This window comes from Lactovum odontotermitis (genome assembly GCF_054658595.1).
The window spans coordinates 34,431-54,561 of sequence record NZ_BAAGGQ010000016.1 but is presented as its reverse complement, the minus strand read 5'-3'; the positions used below and the strand labels follow the sequence as shown (position 1 = coordinate 54,561).

The following is a 20,131-nucleotide window of genomic DNA, read 5'->3' as shown; positions in this document are numbered from 1 at the left end:
ATTATTTTCTTTAAGGAGAAAATATTTCTATGGGTGTAGAATATCTAGGAGAAAAACTAAGAGCAATACGTAAAAGTAAGGGCTGGACGCAGACACAGCTTGCAAAGCGCCTGCATCTTGTGACGGGGACGATTTCAGCTTATGAAACAGGGCAGAAATATCCGTCTATTGAGGTGCTGATTAAGATTTGTCAGCTTTTTGACACTTCATCAGACTATTTGCTTGGTCTCAATGATGACCAAATGCCGCTTAAAATGAGCGCTTTGAGTGAGGCGCAAATGCAGCCTTTCCTGCAGATTATTGCTGAAGTTGCTCAGTATAATACTTTGCGGGAAAAGACGAGTCGGGACAACGAGAAATAATTCGCTGTTTCTTTTGCGGAAAAACTTTGATTTTTGAGAATAAATGTGGGGCATAGCCACTCAGGGTTATGTCTAATTTCATGTACTGTCGTACCCATGAAGTGCTTTGAAATTCACACGACGACATTGAATCTTGACAGTTTAGACATTTTGGAGTAAAATAAATTCATAAGCGACTTGGGAGAGTGAGAGCCAAGGCAAAATGGTATTTGAAATTAAACTGAATTAAAGTTATAAATTAAGGTGGAACCGCGCGCGAGCGCCCTTTGTTGTAAAAAATAGAGGGATTTGTGTGCGGTTTTGCTTTTCTAAAATGAACCGTGCAAAAAGAATTTCAATAGAAAACGAGGAATAAAATTGACAAACAATAAATTATCATTCCAAGATATCATCCTAACCCTGCAGGCTTTCTGGGCAAAGCAGGGCGCGAATCTCATGCAGGCCTATGATAATGAGGTCGGGGCGGGGACGATGAGTCCTTATACTTTTCTGCGCTCAAATGGCCCGGAGCCTTGGGGGGCGGCTTATGTGCAGCCGTCGCGGCGTCCGGCTGACGGGCGTTATGGCGAGAATCCGAATCGGCTTTTCCAGCATCATCAGTTTCAGGTGGTGCTGAAGCCGTCGCCTAAGAATATTCAGGAGCTGTATTTGCAGTCGCTTGAACAGCTCGGGATTAATGGGCTTGAGCATGATATCCGCTTCGTCGAGGATAACTGGGAGAATCCGTCGATGGGCTGTGCTGGTATTGGCTGGGAGGTTTGGATTGACGGGCAGGAATGTACGCAGTTTACGTATTTTCAGCAGGTCGGCGGGATTGAAGTGGATTCTGTGACGAGTGAGATTACTTATGGGCTTGAGCGTATCGCCACGGTGATACAGGATGTGGACAGTGTCTACGACCTTGAGTGGGGAAATGGCGTGTCCTACGGCGATATTTTCACGGAGCCTGAGTACGAGCATTCGAAATTTGCGTTTGAGGCGTCAAATCAGGCGCTCTTGCTGGAGCTTTTCGGCGAATATGAGGCGGAGGCGCTGCGTTTGCTTGATGAGGGGCTGGTTCATCCGGCTTATGACTACATTCTGAAGAGTTCCCATACTTTTAATCTGCTGGATGCACGTGGGGCTGTGTCGGTGACTGAGCGGGCAGGCTATATGCATCGTGTGCGGACAATGGCGCGTAAGGTGGCGAAGACTTTTATCGAAGAGCGTGCCAAGCTTGGCTTCCCGCTGCTGAAAGATGAGGCGCTGCGTGAGAAATATTTGGGTGTGAACGGGAAATATACACGGAAAGCCGAAAAATGAACGAAAAACTTCAAAATTTCTACAATCAGCAAAATACGCCGTGGATGAAGCTTTTCTACAGGCTGATTTATACACAACTGCCCGAAACGTTCGGAAAGAAAGTTCTGGACTTCGGCGCAGGCTTCGGCTGGACGGCAAATTATCTGGCAGGGCTGGGCAATGAGGTGGTCGCGGTGGAGCCGAATCCCGAGATGGTTAAACCCCATTTGGCTGAGCATCCTTATCTGATGCAGCAGGGCGATGTGCACTGTCTGAAAGACTTTCCCGATGGGAGTTTCGATTTGATTGTCTGCCACAATGTCATGGAATATGTCGAAAATGCGGACGAGAGGGCGGAAATCATGGCGGAGTTCATGCGTCTGCTGCTGCCTGCCGGCGCCATTTCCATCATTAAACATAACTTTAACGGGGCCATCATGCAGCGGGCGGTTTTTGAAAATGAAACTGAAGAGGCTTTGGAGTTGTTAAGCGGGACAGTGAGACACTCCGGAAGTTTTGGTCCGATTCATCATTATGACCTGTCAGAATTGGTTGACCCATTGCCGCTCAAGCTGGATAAGCTTTTCGGCGTCCGAACGTTTTTCGGCATCCAGCCCAATGAGTTCAAGACTGCGCCTGGCTGGGCGGACAAGATGTACAAACTTGAGATGGAAGTCGCTGAAAATCCGGAGTTTAATAGCGTTTCTTTCTTCCATCATGCGATTCTTACAAAGGAGTAAAATATAAAATGGCAAATTATTTATTGGAAATTGGTCTGGAGGAGATGCCGGCGCATTTGGTGACGCCTGCGGTTAAGCAGCTGAACGAGCGGATGGCGGCATTTCTGCAGGAAAACCGGGTTGAATTTACCCGGATTCTGGAGTTTTCGACGCCGCGCAGACTGGCGCTGCTTGTTGAGGGCATCGCCGAAAAGTCGCTGGCTTCAGACGAAGAGGTCAAGGGACCTGCGGCTAAAATTGCTAAAGACGCTGAGGGTAACTGGTCAAAGGCGATTCAGGGCTTCAGCCGCGGACAGGGTTTGACGCCGGACGACCTTGTGCTGAAGGGGGATTATTACTTCGCTGAGAAGCATATTGAGGGCTTGCCGACGAGTGAAATTCTGACAAAGGTCGGCGATGAAATCATTCGCAAGATGACTTTTTCGACTTATATGAAGTGGGGAAACAATGACTTTCTCTTTGTTCGGCCGATTCAGTGGCTGGTTAGTCTTTTAGACACAGAGATTATTCCTTTCCAGATTTTAGATGTGAATGCTGGCCGCAGTTCCCGGGGGCATCGCTTCTTGGCCAATCGGGCCGTGGAATTGGTCGATGCGAAGTTTTACGAAAAGGCACTGCAGGATGAATTTGTCATTGTTTACGCGCCTGCGCGTAAATTTATCATCGCCCAGCAGATTCTAGAAATCGCCGAGGCGCATGGCTGGGAGGTTGAGCTGCACTCGGATTTGCTCGAAGAGGTGAATAATCTGGTGGAATGGCCGACCGCCTTTGTGGGCAGCTTTGAGCCGAAATATCTGGAGCTTCCCGAAGAGGTGCTTATCACTAGCATGCGCGACAATCAGCGCTATTTCGAGGTTTTCGACGGGACGACAGGTAAGCTGGCGCCGAACTTTATCGCGGTGCGCAACGGTAATGAGGAATATCTTGAAAATGTCATCGCCGGTAATGAGAAGGTGCTGGTGGCGAGGCTTGAGGACGCTAAATTCTTCTGGGAAGAGGACCAGAAGCTGAAAATTGAGGACCTTGTGGCGAAATTGTCCGCCATTACTTTCCATGCAAAAATCGGCTCGCTCAGCGACCATATGGATCGTACTCGAGTGCTGGCAGCGCGTCTGGCGGATATTGCCGGTTTAAGCGACGCTGAAAAAACTGATGTTGCGCGTGCCGCGGAGATTTACAAGTTTGACCTGACCACCGGCATGGTCAATGAGTTTGACGAACTGCAGGGCATCATGGGCGAGAAATACGCACTGCTGGCGGGTGAAAATGCCGCTGTGTCCGCCGCGATTCGTGAGCACTATATGCCGACTTCGGCTGACGGTCTGCTGCCTGAGACGAAAGTCGGCTCCGTCTTGGCTGCCGCTGATAAATTGGACAGTCTGATGAGTTTCTTTGCTGCCGGTTTGATTCCGAGCGGCTCGAACGATCCTTATGCGCTGCGCCGTGCGACGGCAGGTCTTCTGCGCATTATCGAAGCTCAGGGCTGGGATTTTGATTTGGACGAATTCATTGCGGATGGTGAAAATGCGGCTCAGCTGATTGACTTTGTCAAAGGCCGTATTGCCAAGATGCTGGAAAATAAAGTGCGCGGTGATATTATTGACGCGGCACTGGCGGTGAAGCAGCTCAATGTGCTGCATATTCTGGACAATGCGTGCGTGATTGACCGGCATAAAGGCCATGAGCCGTTTAAGCCAGCAGTAGAAGCGGTTTCCCGCGTGATTAACATTGTCAAAAAGGACAAAGTCACTGCGGATGTAAATGCTGCCTTGTTTGAAAGTCCGGCAGAAACAGAGCTTTATGACTTTCTGGAAAAAATCAGTTTGAGCTGGGGCGCTATGTCAGCTGAGGACAGATTCCATACGATTGTGCATGAATTTACCCCTTTGATTACGGCCTTCTTTGAAAATGTCATGGTCATGGTTGACGACGAAGCGGTGAAGAATAACCGTCTGGCCTTGCTCAAAAGGCTGTCGGATTTGACCGGCACGATGGCTGATTTCAGTCTTATATTAACGAAATAGAAAGAAAGTGGCAAAATGGTAACAGATGCAGAAATCGCGCGTATCAATGAGCTGGCGCGCAAGAAAAAGTCCGAAGGACTGACAGATGACGAGGCCGCAGAGCAGCAGAATCTGCGCCAGCTCTACATTGACAGTATCAAAGAAAATTTCCGTGCACAGCTGGAAAACATTGAGATTGTCGATGACGAGCCAAAGCAAGAACATGATGATTAAAAATTTACGAAGAATGTATAAAAATTCCAAACTCATTTTAGCTTGGAATTTTTTATACCGTCAATAAATGTTTTTTCTGAATACGATATATTATTACGAATAAATTGGTATAGTTGGAAAAGTCAGCTGCTCTGCGGGAGTGAAAAATTCTGTTTGTGAATCATTCACAAGCTCACAAAAATGTACACTTTGTCCTTGTTTGTTGGAAAAGTAATTTTAGAGAATGAAATTCTTGTATAATGAGAAAATAATTGGTATAATTTCATTGTAAGCGGTTGCGCAACCTTTACATATCACACATGAATTCACTCATTGTTTATATACAAGTGAATTTATCACAAAAAGAAAAGGAGATAAAATGACTTCAAAAGTTCTTAATGAGTTCTTGGAGAAAGGCTTCGAAGACCTGAAATCTAAAGGACTTCTCAACACGATTGACGTGCTCGAAAGTGCAAACGGGCCGATGATTACGGTCGGCGGCAAGGAGCTGGTTAATCTGGCCTCAAACAACTATCTGGGCTTTGCCACACGTCCGGAAATCATCCAGGCAGACATTGAGGCTACCAAGAAGTACGGTGCCGGTGCTGGTGCAGTACGTACAATCAATGGTACTTTGAAAGTTCACATTGAGCTGGAAGAAGAGATTGCCAAGTTCAAAGGAACTGAAGCTGCAATTGCTTTCCAGTCGGGCTTTAACTGCAACATGGGCGCCATTTCTGCGGTCATGAAAAAAGGCGATGCGATTCTTTCAGATGAGCTGAATCATGCGTCCATCATTGACGGCTGTCGGCTTTCAGGCGCGAAGATTATTCGTGTGAAACACAGTGATATGGCAGACCTTGAAGCAAAAGCCAAAGAAGCAACTGAATCGGGTGAATACGGCAAAGTCATGTTTATCTCAGACGGCGTCTTCTCAATGGACGGCGACGTTGCCAAAATTCCTGCAATTGTGGAAATTGCTGAGAAATACGGCTTAATCACTTATATTGACGATGCACACGGCTCCGGCGTTATGGGACATGGCGCAGGTACGGTCAAATCCTTCGGTCTTTCTGACAAGATTGACTTCCAAATCGGTACTTTGTCAAAGGCAATCGGCGTGGTTGGCGGTTATGTGGCCGGTTCTAAACTTCTGATTGAATGGCTGAAATCACAGGGACGTCCTTTCCTCTTCTCAACTTCGCTGACACCAGGCTCTGCGGCTGCTGCCAAGGAAGCATTCATTCTGATGGAGGAGCATCCTGAAATTGTCGAAAAACTTTGGGACAATGCGAAATACTTCAAGGAAAAACTGAAAGGTATTGGTTTTGATACCGGCGTCTCAGAAACTCCAATCACACCAGTTATCCTGGGAGATGAGCTTAAAACTCAGGAATTCTCCAAACGTCTAATTGAAAACGGTATCTACGCAAAACCAATCGTTTTCCCAACCGTACCGCTCGGCACTGGACGCATCCGCAATATGCCGACGGCTGCACACACCAAGGAGATGCTGGACGAAGCCATCACGGTTTACGAAAAAGTCGGCAAGGAACTTGGTCTGATTTGAAAACTTGAATTGAAAGTTTTCAATAGAAAAGGTAAAAAACAATGAAAAAAGTAATGATTACCGGCTCTCTGGGGCAAATCGGCTCAGAACTGGTTGAGCGCCTGCGCAAAGATTTAGGGACTGACAATGTGATTGCGACGGATATCCGCGAACTGGGCGACAATCCTGTTGTGAAAGACGGCATCTTTGAAATTCTCGATGTCATGGACAAGGACAGAATGCTGGATTTGGCCAAGAAGTATCAGGTGGACACACTGATTCACCTGGCGTCGCTCCTTTCAGCTGTTGCTGAGACGAAACCGCAAGTGGCCTGGAATCTCAATATGGGCGGCCTGATGAATGCGCTGGAAACCGCGCGTGAGCTGAAGCTCAAAATGTTCATGCCGTCATCCATCGCCGCTTTCGGTCCATCCACGCCAATGGACGGCACGCCTCAAGTAACCATTCAGCGCCCCAACACCATGTACGGTGTCACCAAAGTAGCAGGTGAGCTGCTCTGTGACTACTATCACACAAAATACGGCGTTGATACGCGGGGTGTCCGCTTCCCTGGGCTGATTTCCTACAAGACCTTACCTGGCGGCGGAACGACCGATTATGCGGTGGATATTTACTATGAGGCCATTAAAACTGGCCACTATGACAGCTTTATCGCCGCAGGCACTAAGATGGACATGATGTACATGCCTGATGCCATTGACGCGATTGTTAACTTGATGAACGCTGACGGCGAGAAACTCATTAACCGTAACGCTTACAACATTACAGCCATGAGTTTTGAACCAAATGAACTCGCCGCAGCTATTCAAAAAGTGATGCCCGATTTCACACTTGGATTTAAAGTTGACCCTGCAAGACAGAAAATTGCTGACAGTTGGCCTAACTGGATAGACGCAAGTGCTGCCAAAGCAGAGTGGAACTTCAATCCGAAGTACGACATTGATGCGATGACCGTTGACATGCTGGACCATCTTAAAGAAAAATTGGGCTGAACTCAGTTGAGTTCATATATAAATAGTGTTTCCAGATGCGAAAGCATCTAAAAGCAGCCTATTTAACTTAATTACGTATGAGTGCGCTTGACTTATTCAATAAAATTCTGTAAAATATTCAGTAAACTTAAAAATTCGAAACATTACTGATACCTTGAAAAAGTTTTTATTGGATAAGTTTTAGCGCTACTTATATCATTTAGGAGGTTTTTCTTATGGAAGAAAAACGAGAACTTAAAAAATCATTAGGTTTTTTCCCGGTTTTAGCAATGGTCATGGGAACCGTTATTGGCTCCGGGGTTTTTTTCAAAGCTGGTACAATTGCCGGCTTGACTGATAATGCCGGATTGCATCTCTTAGTTTGGGTGCTGGGCGGACTTATTTCACTTTGCGGCGGCTTGACGGCTGCAGAATTGGCAGCAGCGATTCCGGAAACGGGTGGAATGATTCGCTATATTGAGCGCGGTTTCGGCAAGACCTGGTCATTTATTGCCGGCTGGTCTCAAACACTGATTAATTATCCGGCTCAAATTGCCGCGCTGAGTATCGTTTTTGCGACACAGTTTGTCAACCTGTTCGGCTTATCAAGCTCAAATGCGGGTCTACTCACGATTGTAGCCGTTCTCGGAACTGTCAGCATCATGCTCGTCAACTTTATCAGTGCGAAGGTGGCTGGTGGTGTGCAGTCCGTGACGATGATTATCAAGCTGATTCCTATTGTTTTAATCATTATCGTGGGGATTTTCGCCAACCCTGACCCTGTCAAGTTTTCACTGCTGCCTGTGGCAGTTGGTGATGCAGTGCTGAACCATCCATCTCTGCCGCAGGCTATTGGCCTTGGCCTCCTTGCAACCATGTTCGCCTATGACGGCTGGATGTACGTCGGCAATGTGGCCGGTGAAATGAAGAATCCGAAGAAAGATTTGCCTCGTGCGATTATCTTCGGCTTAATCGCGATTACGATTATTTATGTTTTGGTCAATGCGGCCTACATCAAGACGCTCGGCGTGGACAATCTAGTCTCGATTACAAATGAGCAGGGCACAAACGTTCTGCCGGTGATGGTTTCTGATAGTTTGTTCGGCAACGGCGCTGGTAAACTCGTGACATTAGGTATCATGATTTCTGTCTACGGAACGATGAACGGCTATACGATGACAGGCATGCGTGCCGCATATTCACTGGCCATTGAAAAGAATTTCCCATTCTGGAAGACACTCGGCAAGCTGTCGAAGAGCGGTGTGCCTGTGAATTCCGGCCTGCTGCAGGCTGTGATTGCGATTATTCTGACGCTGACGAACCTGCTGCCTGCGTCAATTGTGCCGCTGGAGGCCGGTGGTGCCTTCGGCATCCTGACTAACATGCTGATTTTTGCAACCTGGATTTTCTACACCATGGTCTTTATCACGGTCTTCCTGCTGCGTAAGAGAGAGCCAGAACTGGCGCGGCCTTACAAGGTGCCGTTGTATCCTGTGATTCCGATTGTCGCGATTGCGGGTGCGGTCTTCATGCTATTTATGACGCTGACCGGCAGCCTTTGGGGATATCAGGTGCCTGCGATTGTCGGGATTATCGTCACTTTGATTGGTTACCCGATTTACCGCTATATGCAGAATAACAAAGCGGCCTGAAATTTGGCAGCAAATATTGAGAAAAGGTGCACATCTAGGTTTACAGTGTGTGCCTTTTTGTGTGCAAACCTTGCTAAATAAACCAAAAAACGCCATTTGCCCCTGTCAAAGGACGCAAACCGCGTGTTACCACCTTCATTCAATCTCTTTTTTACAGAAAGATTCTCGTCTTTGACGTAACCTGTCAGCCCGGTTCTATGTTTGCATAGAAAAGATAGAGGAGTAGTCTTAGTTTTCCACTACAGGCTCACATCAACCGCCTGCTCTCTCGGAGTTTAGAACTAAAACCTTGTCTCTAAAATGAATTATAGCGCTTTCAATGGCTGGTGTCAAGGCTGGAGTGACCTTTTTGTACGTTTTACCAAAATGTGTAAATGTTCTGGAATTAAATGTATTTTTCCCTTGACAAAAGTTTTTGAAAGCGCTATAATTATTTTAAAGAAATGGGAACGGTTCCACAAATTCCCGCCAAAACAGCAGCATTAGAAAGGAAAATCCGTGGCTACAATCAAAGAAGTGGCAGAAGCCGCAGGCGTGTCCAAGTCAACTGTTTCGCGGTACATCGCACAGAACGGCTATGTCGGCAAAGAAGCCGCTGTCAAAATTGAAGCGGCCATCAAGGCGCTGGATTTTTCGCCGAATCTGTCCGCCCGCTCGCTCAAGACGAAGAAGACCAATATTATCGGTCTCCTGCTGCCGGATATCACCAATCCTTTCTTCCCGATGCTGGCCAAAGGTGTCGAGGAATATTTGCAGGGGGAAGGATACCAGGTTCTTTTCAGTAACATAGGTGATGATGGGGCGCTGGCCGGAGACAGTTTGAAGATTCTGATTCAGAGCAATGCGGCTGGAATTATTACGGCCTTTGATTTTTCGGACAAATATCCTGATTTGGACATTCCTGTTGTGGTGGTTGACCGAGTGGGACATCACAGTAAATTCAGCGTGCTGAGCGACAATGAGGCCGGCGGCCGTCTGGCGGCGGAGAAAATTCTGCAGGCTGGCGGGAAGCATATTGCGCTGGTTTCCGGGCCGATTAACGCACAGTCCATCAATAATCGTTTCAAAGCGAGTGCGGCGGTTTTGACTGAGCATCAGGCTGATTTTCGGACTTATTACAGCCTGGATTATAACTTTTCTGTGGTGCGAGACGAGGCAAAAGCTGTGTTAGACGATTTTCCCGAGCTTGACAGTATTATTGCCCCCTCTGATATTCACGCGGTGGCTTTTATCAGCGAGATTCTGAGCCGCGGGCTTACGATTCCTGAGGATATTCAGGTGATTGGCTATGATGATATTCTGATGAGCAGCTTCATTTATCCGGCGCTGTCGACGATTCACCAGCCGGCCTATGAGATGGGGATGGAGGCTGCAAAAATGATTCTGGAGCTTTCATCGGCGCGTTCGGTTCCTAATCATCAATTAAAATTGCCTGTTTATTATATTGAAAGAGAAACTTTGAGGAGAAAATAAATGACAAATATGATAGTTGTCGGAAGTATTGCCATGGATTTGGTCACCAGCACAGAAATTGTCCCGAATCAGGGCGAAACGGTGCTCGGCCGGGAGTTTTCAATGGTTCCCGGCGGTAAGGGCGCAAACCAGGCGGTGGCTGCGGCAAGACTCGCTCCGAACGAGGTGGCAATGATTGGCGCTGTGGGAGAAGACACATTTGGTCAGGTTTTAAAAGAAAATCTGATTCGGAATAATATTTTTACCGAAAATGTGGGAACGGTATCACATTCGACAGGTATTGCCCAAATTACCCTGTTTGACAATGACAACCGCATCATCGTGGTGCCCGGCGCCAACAACGAAGTCCGGCTCGCCGGAGATGACCTTTCAATATTGGACAATGCAGCACTTGTTGTCCTGCAGAATGAAATCCCGCATCAGACAAATCTGACCATTGCCGAATACTGTAAAGAAAAAAATATCAAAGTTCTCTACAATCCGGCCCCGGCGCGTGAAACCGACCTTGAGATGATTGACTACGCCGATTTTATCACGCCGAATGAGCATGAATGCGCGCAGATGTTCCCGAGCGATAGCCTGGAAGAAGCGCTGAAAAAGTACCCGAACAAACTTATCGTCACGCAGGGGGTATCCGGTGTCAGCTTCTACGACGCTGAGAAAATAATCAAAGTTCCTGCGATAAAGGCAGATGTCGTGGACACAACTGGCGCAGGCGACACTTTCAACGGCGCCTTCGGATTTGCCGTCACACGCGGCCTTGCAAACATTGACGCCGTCAAATTTGCCGTCATCGCCTCGCACTTGTCCGTCCAGAAATTCGGTGCCCAGGGCGGCATGCCGACACTCAAAGAAATAAAGGAGCATCCAGCATATGAAGAAAAATGGAATCTTAAATAGCGAAATTGCCAAAGTTGCCGATGATTTAGGACATACAGACCAAGTTTGTATCGGAGACCTCGGACTCCCCGTCCCCAAAGGCGTGAAAAAAATTGATTTAGCTCTGACTCACGGGCTGCCCAGCTTTCAGCAAGTCCTCGCAAATTACCTGGAAAACATCCTTGTGCAGAAAGTCTTCCTGGCCGAGGAAATCAAAGTCAGCAACCCGCGCCAGCTGGCGCTCATTGAAGAAAGACTGCCGGAGAACATTGAAATCTGCTTTGTCAGCCACGAAGAGCTGAAACGGATGAATTCAGACGTCAAAGCCGTCATTCGGACCGGTGAAGCGACGCCGTATTCTAACATCATTCTTGAATCGGGGGTTACGATTTGATGAAAATTGAAATGCAGAACATCTCGAAATCCTTCGGCAGCAACCAGGTTCTGAGCGATATCAGCTTGAGCATTGAATCCGGCGAAGTCCATGCCCTGATGGGTGAAAACGGTGCTGGGAAGTCCACGCTGATGAACATTCTGACAGGCCTTTTCCCAGCTACGAGCGGCTCCATACAGATAGATGGTTTTGAGAAGAGCTTCAGTAACCCGCAAGCCGCCGAGGAAGCAGGCATCAGCTTTATCCACCAGGAGATGAACACCTGGCCGGCCATGACCGTGGTCGAAAACCTCTTTTTAGGGCGTCAAATCAAAACGAAGCTGGGAATGCTTGACAATAAAGCCATGAGAGCCAAAGCCAAAGAAGCTTTTGCGCGTTTAGGCGTAGAAATCCCGCTGGACAAGGAGATTGGCGAACTATCCGTCGGCCAGCAGCAGATGATTGAAATCGCCAAGTCATTTTTAAGCTCTCTCAAAATTCTCATCATGGACGAACCGACTTCCGCCCTGACAGAACGGGAGACCGAGAAACTGTTTAAAGTGATTGCTCAGCTGAAAGCGCAAGGCGTGGGCATTGTCTACATCAGCCACCGAATGGAAGAAATCTTCCAGATTACCGACAAAGTCACTGTCATGCGCGACGGCATTGTCGTCGACACCGTTCCCACAGCCAGCACCAGCAAAGACGAACTGGTCAAGAAAATGGTCGGCCGCGAGTTAACGGACTATTATCCTGAAAAAACGGCGGCAATTCGAGAGACGGTCTTTGAAGTTGAAAATCTGACAGACAGCAAATTCAGCGACATTTCATTCTCTGTGAAATCCGGTGAGATTCTGGGATTCGCAGGCTTGATGGGCGCAGGCCGTACCGAGGTCATGCGTGCTATCTTTGGGCTCGACCCGGTGAAACAAGGCACGATTAAGCTGAATGGCCAGGCACTTAAAATCAAGAGTCCGTCCGATGCAATCAGCCAGGGCATTGGTTTCTTGACCGAGGACCGCAAAGAAGAGGGGTTAATTCTTGATTTCACGATTAAAGATAATGTCACTCTGCCTTCAACCAAAGATTTTATACATCATGGCTTATTTGATGATAAAACCGCAGCTGATTTTGTACAGAAACTGATTGAACGTCTGAGTGTTAAAGCGACCGGCGAAAACATGATTGTAGGCGACTTGTCAGGCGGCAATCAGCAGAAAGTTGTTCTGGCAAAGTGGATTGGCATTGCGCCGAAAGTTCTGATTTTGGACGAACCGACCCGAGGTGTCGATGTTGGTGCTAAACGCGAGATTTATCAGCTGATGGACGAACTGGCTGAGCGCGGCGTACCGATTATCATGGTTTCCTCAGATTTACCGGAAATCCTCGGCGTCTCAGACCGTATTGCCGTCATGCACGAAGGCAAAATCACCGGGATTCTGAATAAGGCCGAGGCCACGCAGGAGCTGATTATGCAGCTTGCGACGGGTGAGTGTGCCGATGAAAAAACAGCCGCGGCCAACTCACAAAATAACTATCAGGAGATTCAATAAATGGCAATTCTAAAAAAATTCAGCAGCCTCACTACTCTCATCGCCCTCATTGCCTTGATGATTGTTGTCACTATCATCAATCCGAGCTTTTTGAGAACGGATAACCTGCTCAACCTGCTGCTGCAGGTCACAGCAAACGGCTTCATTGCCTTTGGTATGACTTTTGTCATCTTGACCGGCGGTATTGACTTGTCTGTAGGTGCTATTCTGGCGCTCTCCAGTGCACTCACGGCAGGTTTCATGGTCAGCGGTTTGCCCGTTTGGCTGGCTGTCATTCTGGCACTGATTATCGGTGGCCTGCTCGGCATGGTCAACGGCCTCTTTGTGGCCTTCGGAAAACTGGCGCCCTTTATCGTCACTTTGGCAACCATGACGACTTACCGCGGCTTTACCATGGTCTTTACCGACGGCAATCCAATCACCAAAGGGTTGGGGGACAGCTTCCTCTTCCAGTACATTGGACAAGGCTACCTCTTCGGCATTCCATTTCCGGTCATTTTGATGATTATTGTCTTTGTCATTCTCTACATTCTGCTTCATAAAATGGCTTTCGGCAAGTCCGTCTACGCCATCGGCGGAAACGAAAAAGCGGCCTATATTGCGGGCGTCAAACTGAACAAGGTCAAAATCATCATTTACTCAATTTCAGGTATGATGGCTGCAATCTCAGGTCTGATTGTCACGTCGCGGCTCAGCTCGGCACAGCCTGGTGCAGGGGCCAGCTATGAAATGGATGCTATCGCCGCAGTCGTATTAGGCGGCGCGTCCCTCTCCGGCGGTAAAGGTCGCCTAGTCGGCACACTAATTGGTGCACTGATTATCGGTGTCCTGAACAACGGTCTGACAATCATCGGCGTCTCAGCCTTTTGGCAGCAAGTTGTCAAAGGACTGGTCATTCTAATCGCGGTTTTACTTGACAGGTTCAAGTCGAAATCAAAATAAAAAAAGGAGATTCTCATGAAGAAATTCAAAAAAATTCTGCTAGCAGCAGTTACTGGAGTAGCTGTACTCGGATTAGCAGCCTGCGGCACAACGGGCCTGAAATCAGGCTCAGACAGCAGCTCAAAAGAGGTCACACAGAAAAAACCAAGTGAAATCAAAGTCGGCTTCTCAGTTTCAACCACCAACAATCCTTACTTCGTGTCCATGAAAAACGGACTTGAAAGCTTTGCCGAGAAAAACAGCACCAGCGTCAAAACCGCCGATGCTCAGAATGACTCAGCCACACAGTCCAACGACATGAACAACTTTATCAGCCAGAAAGTTGACATCATCATTGTAAATCCTGTGGACTCAGATGCTATTGTACCCGCAGTCAAGGCAGCCAACTCCGCCAATATCCCTGTTATTTGTGTTGACCGCGGCGCTAACGGCGGAACAGTTCTGACAACCGTCGCTTCAGACAACGTCGCAGCAGGTAAAATGGCAGCAGAATACGTTGCCAAGCAACTCGGCAAAAATGCCAACACACTGGAACTTTCAGGCACGCCAGGCGCGTCGTCAACCATTGACCGAGGTAAAGGATTTGAGGATACCGCCAAAGGCTCACTCAATATCCTTTCCAGCCAGTCTGCCAATTTTGACCGGGCTAAAGCGCTCGACGTCACACAGAACATGCTTCAAGCCAATAAAGACGTCAAAGCCATCTTTGCACAAAATGATGAAATGGCTCTAGGCGCGGCTCAAGCAGTGAAATCTGCAGGTCTGACAAATGTTCTCATTATCGGTATTGACGGTGAACCAGACGCAGATGCAGCCATCAAAGACGGCTCAATGACCGCGACAGTTGCACAACAGCCGGCCAAAATGGCAGAAGAAGCCATGCAGGCCGCTTACGACCACTACGCCGGCAAAACTGTCAAAAAGACAACCATCTCGCCAATTTATCTCGTCACCAAGGACAACGTTGACCAGTACAAGTGGTAAAATTTCCTGATTCATAACAAAACCGTCTCATCAAGCTCATCTGGTGAGACGGTTTTGTTCACTTTTCAGAGGTTTGTACGAAAATCAACCTTGACAGGAGACAAGAAGAGAGACGATATAGTATAATAACAGCACGGCAAATAGAGCCTAATTAACTCTATTGCCTGTGAGTCTGTTTAATGGAGCTAAGATGGTGACCCTTTTCAAATTCTACCAGGACAAGGAGGTCGTTACCAAAATGAGTGAAAGGAAAACAGGAATGCTTACAGCTGCTATCTCGATAGCGATTATACTGCGATTAAGATGTGAAACACGCCCGTTTTGGAGCGTAAGAATTTAGGAAATCGTGGTTCTGCCCGTAGGGCAGGTTCCGATTTATCTAATTCTCTAGCTTCAGGCGTGTTGAACTCAATTAGCGCTGGGACGATTCAAAATCGACTCGGCAATTGCTCACTGTATAAGAAAAGCACTTCGTAAGAAGCGCTAAGCTGTATAAGTTCCAGGACTTACGGCAGAGGAAGACACCAGCTTTCTCTGCTTTTTACTTAGTTATTGTAACATGTGAGTTCATAATTGTCAACTTTATGTCATTAGTTTTCCTAGTTTTTTGCAATTTATCACTTTCGAGCGATAATAAACGATATTTGTATTTTAATACTTGCAAAATAATAAAAATAGTGTATAATAATACCCAAAATTAGAAAGCAAGGAAAATTATGAAATTTAAAAAGATTGTGCTTGGAATTCTCGGACTTAGCGTAGCTGCTTCGCTTGCTGCATGCAGCAGCGGGTCAAGTTCGAAGAATGGACTGCAAAAGATACAAGATAAGGGAGAATTGACGGTCGCAATCAGTCCTGACTATCCTCCTTTTGAGTACAAAACGATTGTCGACGGCAAGGACCAGACAGTCGGCATTGACATTGATATTGCAAAAGCAATTGCAAAACATATTGGGGTGAAATTGAGAATCAGTAATATGAGTTTCGACAATGTATTAGGTGCAGTTTCTACAGGAAAGGCAGATGTGGCAATTTCTGGCATAAGTATCACAAAAGAGCGTGAGAAGACTTTCGATTTTTCCGATGCTTATTATTCGGATGAAAATGTGATTATTGTTAAGGAATCTGATTTGAGTAAGTATAATGATCTTAATGATTTCAAAGGGGAAAGCTTGGCAGGACAGACAGGTTCTGTCCAAGAAACTGCCATTAAAGAGCAGATTAAAGGGGCTAATCTCGTTTCCTTAGAGGATGCGGGCGAGGAAATCAATGAAGTGATAAATGGAAAGATTGCTGGGACAGTTATGAATTATATGGTGGCAAAGAATTATGCGGATACAAATCCTGCATTAGCAATTGCAAATGTAAAAATTCCGGCGTCGTCTGACATCTCCGGAAAGGCTGTCGTTATCAAAAAGGGTTCAAAAGAGCTGCAGAAGAAGGTGAATGAAACGATTTCGGAATTGAAGAAGAGCGGTGAAATGGACAAGATTATCGAAGAAGAATATGCTGCTTCTCAGAAAGTGAATTAAAATGAGAGAAGAACTCAACTCACTGAAAATCTATCATTCACCAGCTCTAGATGTTTTAAATTTAGGAAATAATGAAAATTTTTACAGTGACTGGAATACAAGTTTAATCACTGAAATTACTGAAATGATTAAGAAATGCTCCTTTCTAAATTACGGACCAGCGATTCACCAAGGACTTGTGAACCGGTATTCACAGTATATTAATGTTAGTTCCGATAAGATAATGCTGGGACCAGGCTCTGAAAGCCTGATTCCGCTTTTGTTTAATGCGCTTACTGAAAATAGTACAAGTGGTAAGATTCTTTCTCCAGACCCTGACTTTTTCCGTTATAAAGAAATCGCTTTAGTGCTGAACCGTCAAATGCTTCACGTTCCGTTTAACGAGGAGGATAACATCATTGAGCAATTGATTGAAAAAGCAAACCGTGAGCAAGTTGAAATGATTATTCTCTCCAATCCCAATAATCCACTAGGACGAATCTATTCTCGGGAGGATTTGATTCGTCTGCTTGAGAATACTCACTGTTATGTCGTTGTTGACGAGGCATACGCTGAATTCTGCGGAGAAAGTTTGGCGGATTTAATAGAACAAGGAAAGTATCCCCAGCTGGTTATTTTAAGAACTTTATCAAAAGCATTTGGTATTGCCAACTTACGCATCGGTTTTGCACTTGCTGCGGAAAAAATTATTCAGTTTCTCATAGCCGTTCAAGGTCCCTTTGTGGTCAGTGAAATCAATGCTAATATTGCCGGAATGGTGCTTGAACATACATCGAAAGTGGAGGAGCAAGTGCGATTAATCTGTGAGGAGCGAGATAGTTTTATTCAATACTTAACATCGTTTCCGCACATAAAAGTTTATGAATCACATGCAAATTTTGTCTATTTTATACATCCGGAAAATAAACATATTCGTCAAAAACTGCTTAAATATAAAATTGCAGTTTCGTTTTTTGAGCCAGACGCCATCCGTTTGACGATAGGAACACGGGAACAGATGAAATATGTCAAATTAACTTTGGGTAAAATCTTATCAGAATTGTGATTTCCCAGCGTTAGAGGAAAAACAAGGACAATTGTCTCTTATTTGTTAAGAAAGTTCTGCACTATTTTTGGTACAATGAAATAAAAAATCGCCTGCCCATTTGGACTTAACAGGCGATTTTTGCGCTGAATAATGCGCTACAATAGTTTTGTAAGTTCCTGTGAACAAGCTATGTGTAGCGATTATGGCCGAGCGCTTGCGCGAATGCTATTCCAACGGAGGATAAATGCTCAGTTACACGCTTGATTCCTATCTTTTCTCCAAAAAAAGACTCTGGAAAATAAACACAATTCTTGAGGAAACCGGCCTTAGCCGGCAGGAGTTTCTGGAGGACATTGAAACGATAAATCATGGCCTGGCAGTGCGCAAGGATACGCTTCTGCAGCTGAAGGACGATGTGCTCGTACTTCCAAAAACGCTGCCGGACTTCGAGAGGCTTCGCTTTTCGATCAATCCGCGGGAATTTGTCATCAAAGAGGCAGAGCGTCCTTATCTCATCTACCTGCTGGTCTTCTCAAGCTTGTCCAGCATGACGCTGCAGGACTTCCAAGACAATCTGGTCGTCAGCAAAAACACGACCATCGCGGACATTAAGCGCCTGCGGGAGATGCTCTCGAAAATGGACATTCAGCTGAAAAACTCCAGAAAGTCCGGCTTCTATCTGGAAGGCCGGGAGCTGGAAATCCGGCAGTTCGCCTGGGCAGCCATGCAAAAGCTGGAAGGCGAAAACGGCTATTTTGTCCTTTCACGTTTTCTGAATCAGGAGAATCCGCTGCGGCTGTCGCACGTTGAGCGCTGGCTGACACAGCTCACGGAGAAATTGCAGATAAGACAGGTTCAAAGCCGTTTCCTGCCGCTGCTCATGTTCACAAGTCTGCTGCTGCTGCGCAAGGAAAAGCACACATTGACAGATAATGTCCATCACCTGATAAAGCTCGAGACAGCGATTTTCGACAGTGAGCACTTGAGTCAGGCCGAAGAAGATTATTTTCTGGCCCTGCTGATTGCGGGCAGTGACGGCGACTTCAGAGACCCCGGGCTTGACTTTCTCTACCGGCTGGCCTTTCAAATCATGGAAAACGTCATGAAGCTGACGGCCATCGAGTTTGAGGATTTCACAAGGACATTTCTGGCCTTATTGTCCCATTTGACCTCGACCTACTTCCGGCTGACTTATCATTTCGAGGTGGAAAATGTTCTACTTGACCGGATTAAGCGTGAGTACCGGGATTTGTTCACGCTCATGGAGCAGGCGATTCTTCCTCTGGCAGAATTGACCGGCCCCTTGCCCGAAGCGGAACTCGGCTACTTCGTGATTCTCTTTGGGGGCGAAGTTTACAGGCGGAAGTACAGCAAGAATCCGCGCGCTCTGGTGCTCTGCGTCAACGGCATCAGCTCGAGCCTGATTATGAGCAAACGGCTCGAAAGTGTCTTTCCTTCAATGGACTTTGTGTCTGCCAGCTCAATCGGACAGTTTAAGGAAATTAGTCCGAGTTCCTACGACCTCATCTTTTCTACCGTTGCTTTACCGGCTGCTCACGGAAAGAAAGTTTATCTGATGAGTCCGCTGCCCAGTCACGAGGAGGAAGCCGCGCTGTATAATCAAGTGCTGCAGGATTTCTCACTGCCTGGCTTTCAGAAGTCCTCGGCAGTTGAGATTTTCCAGTCGATAGAGCCTTATATTCTGCTGAAGACCAGGATTAGCAAAGAAAAAATCCTCAAAATTATCGACCGGAAATTAAATAATAAAAGTATAGAAATGGAGCTAGGAAGTCCGATGTTATCAGATTTAATCAAAAAAGAGACCATCCAGTTCAGTGATCAGACGCTCAACTGGGAGGAGGCGATTCAGCTTGCCGCTCAGCCGCTCCTGAAAAGCGGCGCCATCGAAAAAAGTTACCCGGCTGCGATTATCAGCCGCGTCCGTGAATTCGGCCCTTATATCGACCTCGGTCTAGGCATCTGCCTGCCGCATGCCCGGCCTGAGGACGGCGTTAACCAGATAGGCATGACCTTTCTGCGCTGCGAGGAGCCGGTTCAGCTTCTGGACGACCCCAGCCATGAAGTCAAGCTCTTCATCCTGCTGGCCGCCGTGGACAATGAAGCCCATCTCAAGGCGCTGTCTGAACTGACGGGCATCCTGTCTGACAGTGCACGCCTGAACCAGCTCTTGGCCGCGACGAATGCCGCAGAAGTCATCAGCATCTTAAACACAAATACAGACAAAGAAAGGAGCAAATCATGAAATTTGCTTGTGTATGTCAATCAGGGCTCGGAACGAGCTTTATGGTTCAAATGAATCTGCAGTCCATCCTGCAGGAGGAAAGCGTGACCCAGGACATCAGCATTGACCACATGGATGTCGGCTCAGCCACACCCGATGCGGCGGACTATTTCTTCGTCGAGTCGACGTTGACCGCCGCCCTGCCGAATATTCCAGAGGATAAAATCGTGCCGCTGGCCTCAATCATTGACAAGGAAATTGCCCGCGCGGCGCTGAACACCGTGCTTGATAAAGAAAACATTTTACATAACTAAGACTAAGCGGCAGAACCGCA

General features: G+C 46.9%; 18 protein-coding genes. All 18 read left to right on the top strand.

All coding sequences use genetic code 11. The features are described 5' to 3' along the window. The first annotated feature begins 29 nt into the window (after positions 1-29). The 18 genes from ACYQ2E_RS09000 to ACYQ2E_RS08915 all read left to right on the top strand — a co-directional run bounded on the left by ACYQ2E_RS09000 (position 30) and on the right by ACYQ2E_RS08915 (position 20,111). Positions 30-362 carry a helix-turn-helix domain-containing protein gene (locus ACYQ2E_RS09000; RefSeq protein WP_460017728.1) on the top strand — a complete coding sequence of 111 codons (333 nt, stop codon included), beginning with the start codon at positions 30-32 and terminating at the stop codon, positions 360-362. 357 nt (positions 363-719) lie between these two features. Then, complete coding sequence (gene glyQ / locus ACYQ2E_RS08995) at positions 720-1,664, top strand: glycine--tRNA ligase subunit alpha (RefSeq protein ID WP_460017727.1); 945 nt, start codon at positions 720-722, stop codon at positions 1,662-1,664. Then, the gene (locus ACYQ2E_RS08990; protein ID WP_460017726.1) at positions 1,661-2,383 is read left to right on the top strand and encodes a class I SAM-dependent methyltransferase; all 723 of its coding nucleotides are present in this window, start codon (positions 1,661-1,663) and stop codon (positions 2,381-2,383) included. Before glyQ ends, ACYQ2E_RS08990 begins: the two co-directional genes overlap by 4 nt. An 8-nt stretch (positions 2,384-2,391) precedes the next feature. After that, positions 2,392-4,407 carry a glycine--tRNA ligase subunit beta gene (gene glyS, locus ACYQ2E_RS08985; protein WP_460017725.1) on the top strand — a complete coding sequence of 672 codons (2,016 nt, stop codon included), beginning with the start codon at positions 2,392-2,394 and terminating at the stop codon, positions 4,405-4,407. Between the two features lie 15 nt (positions 4,408-4,422). Continuing rightward, positions 4,423-4,620 carry a DUF896 domain-containing protein gene (locus ACYQ2E_RS08980; RefSeq protein ID WP_460017724.1) on the top strand — a complete coding sequence of 66 codons (198 nt, stop codon included), beginning with the start codon at positions 4,423-4,425 and terminating at the stop codon, positions 4,618-4,620. 358 nt (positions 4,621-4,978) lie between these two features. Then, positions 4,979-6,169: a glycine C-acetyltransferase gene (locus ACYQ2E_RS08975; protein ID WP_460017723.1), complete on the top strand. Its 1,191-nt coding sequence runs from the start codon at positions 4,979-4,981 to the stop codon at positions 6,167-6,169. A 41-nt stretch (positions 6,170-6,210) separates the two neighbouring features. Next, on the top strand, positions 6,211-7,161 hold the full coding sequence (locus tag ACYQ2E_RS08970) for an L-threonine 3-dehydrogenase (RefSeq protein WP_460017722.1): 951 nt from the start codon (positions 6,211-6,213) through the stop codon (positions 7,159-7,161). Positions 7,162-7,376: 215 nt separating this feature from the next. Continuing rightward, positions 7,377-8,792 (top strand): APC family permease, encoded by a 1,416-nt coding sequence (locus ACYQ2E_RS08965; protein ID WP_460017721.1) that lies wholly within the window; start codon positions 7,377-7,379, stop codon positions 8,790-8,792. Positions 8,793-9,290: 498 nt separating this feature from the next. Beyond that, positions 9,291-10,265 carry a LacI family DNA-binding transcriptional regulator gene (locus ACYQ2E_RS08960; protein ID WP_460017720.1) on the top strand — a complete coding sequence of 325 codons (975 nt, stop codon included), beginning with the start codon at positions 9,291-9,293 and terminating at the stop codon, positions 10,263-10,265. After that, positions 10,266-11,165 (top strand): ribokinase, encoded by a 900-nt coding sequence (rbsK, locus tag ACYQ2E_RS08955; RefSeq protein WP_460017719.1) that lies wholly within the window; start codon positions 10,266-10,268, stop codon positions 11,163-11,165. It abuts the gene before it with no gap. After that, the gene (gene rbsD / locus ACYQ2E_RS08950) at positions 11,140-11,538 is read left to right on the top strand and encodes a D-ribose pyranase (RefSeq protein ID WP_460017718.1); all 399 of its coding nucleotides are present in this window, start codon (positions 11,140-11,142) and stop codon (positions 11,536-11,538) included. Before rbsK ends, rbsD begins: the two co-directional genes overlap by 26 nt. Next, positions 11,538-13,070, top strand: coding sequence for a sugar ABC transporter ATP-binding protein (locus tag ACYQ2E_RS08945; protein WP_460017732.1), 1,533 nt, complete (start codon positions 11,538-11,540; stop codon positions 13,068-13,070). The genes rbsD and ACYQ2E_RS08945 overlap by 1 nt, the downstream gene beginning before the upstream one ends. Then, the gene (locus tag ACYQ2E_RS08940; RefSeq protein ID WP_460017717.1) at positions 13,071-14,012 is read left to right on the top strand and encodes an ABC transporter permease subunit; all 942 of its coding nucleotides are present in this window, start codon (positions 13,071-13,073) and stop codon (positions 14,010-14,012) included. Between the two features lie 15 nt (positions 14,013-14,027). Continuing rightward, a complete protein-coding gene (locus tag ACYQ2E_RS08935) occupies positions 14,028-14,996 on the top strand; it encodes a substrate-binding domain-containing protein (protein ID WP_460017716.1) in 969 nt (322 codons plus the stop codon). A gap of 716 nt (positions 14,997-15,712) precedes the next feature. Further along, positions 15,713-16,528: a transporter substrate-binding domain-containing protein gene (locus ACYQ2E_RS08930; RefSeq protein ID WP_460017715.1), complete on the top strand. Its 816-nt coding sequence runs from the start codon at positions 15,713-15,715 to the stop codon at positions 16,526-16,528. Position 16,529: 1 nt separating this feature from the next. Further along, positions 16,530-17,573, top strand: a complete 1,044-nt coding sequence (locus ACYQ2E_RS08925; RefSeq protein WP_460017714.1) for a pyridoxal phosphate-dependent aminotransferase — start codon at positions 16,530-16,532, stop codon at positions 17,571-17,573. Between the two features lie 226 nt (positions 17,574-17,799). Then, the gene (locus ACYQ2E_RS08920; protein WP_460017713.1) at positions 17,800-19,818 is read left to right on the top strand and encodes a BglG family transcription antiterminator; all 2,019 of its coding nucleotides are present in this window, start codon (positions 17,800-17,802) and stop codon (positions 19,816-19,818) included. Then, the gene (locus ACYQ2E_RS08915) at positions 19,815-20,111 is read left to right on the top strand and encodes a PTS sugar transporter subunit IIB (protein ID WP_460017712.1); all 297 of its coding nucleotides are present in this window, start codon (positions 19,815-19,817) and stop codon (positions 20,109-20,111) included. The genes ACYQ2E_RS08920 and ACYQ2E_RS08915 overlap by 4 nt, the downstream gene beginning before the upstream one ends. Positions 20,112-20,131: the final 20 nt, after the last annotated feature.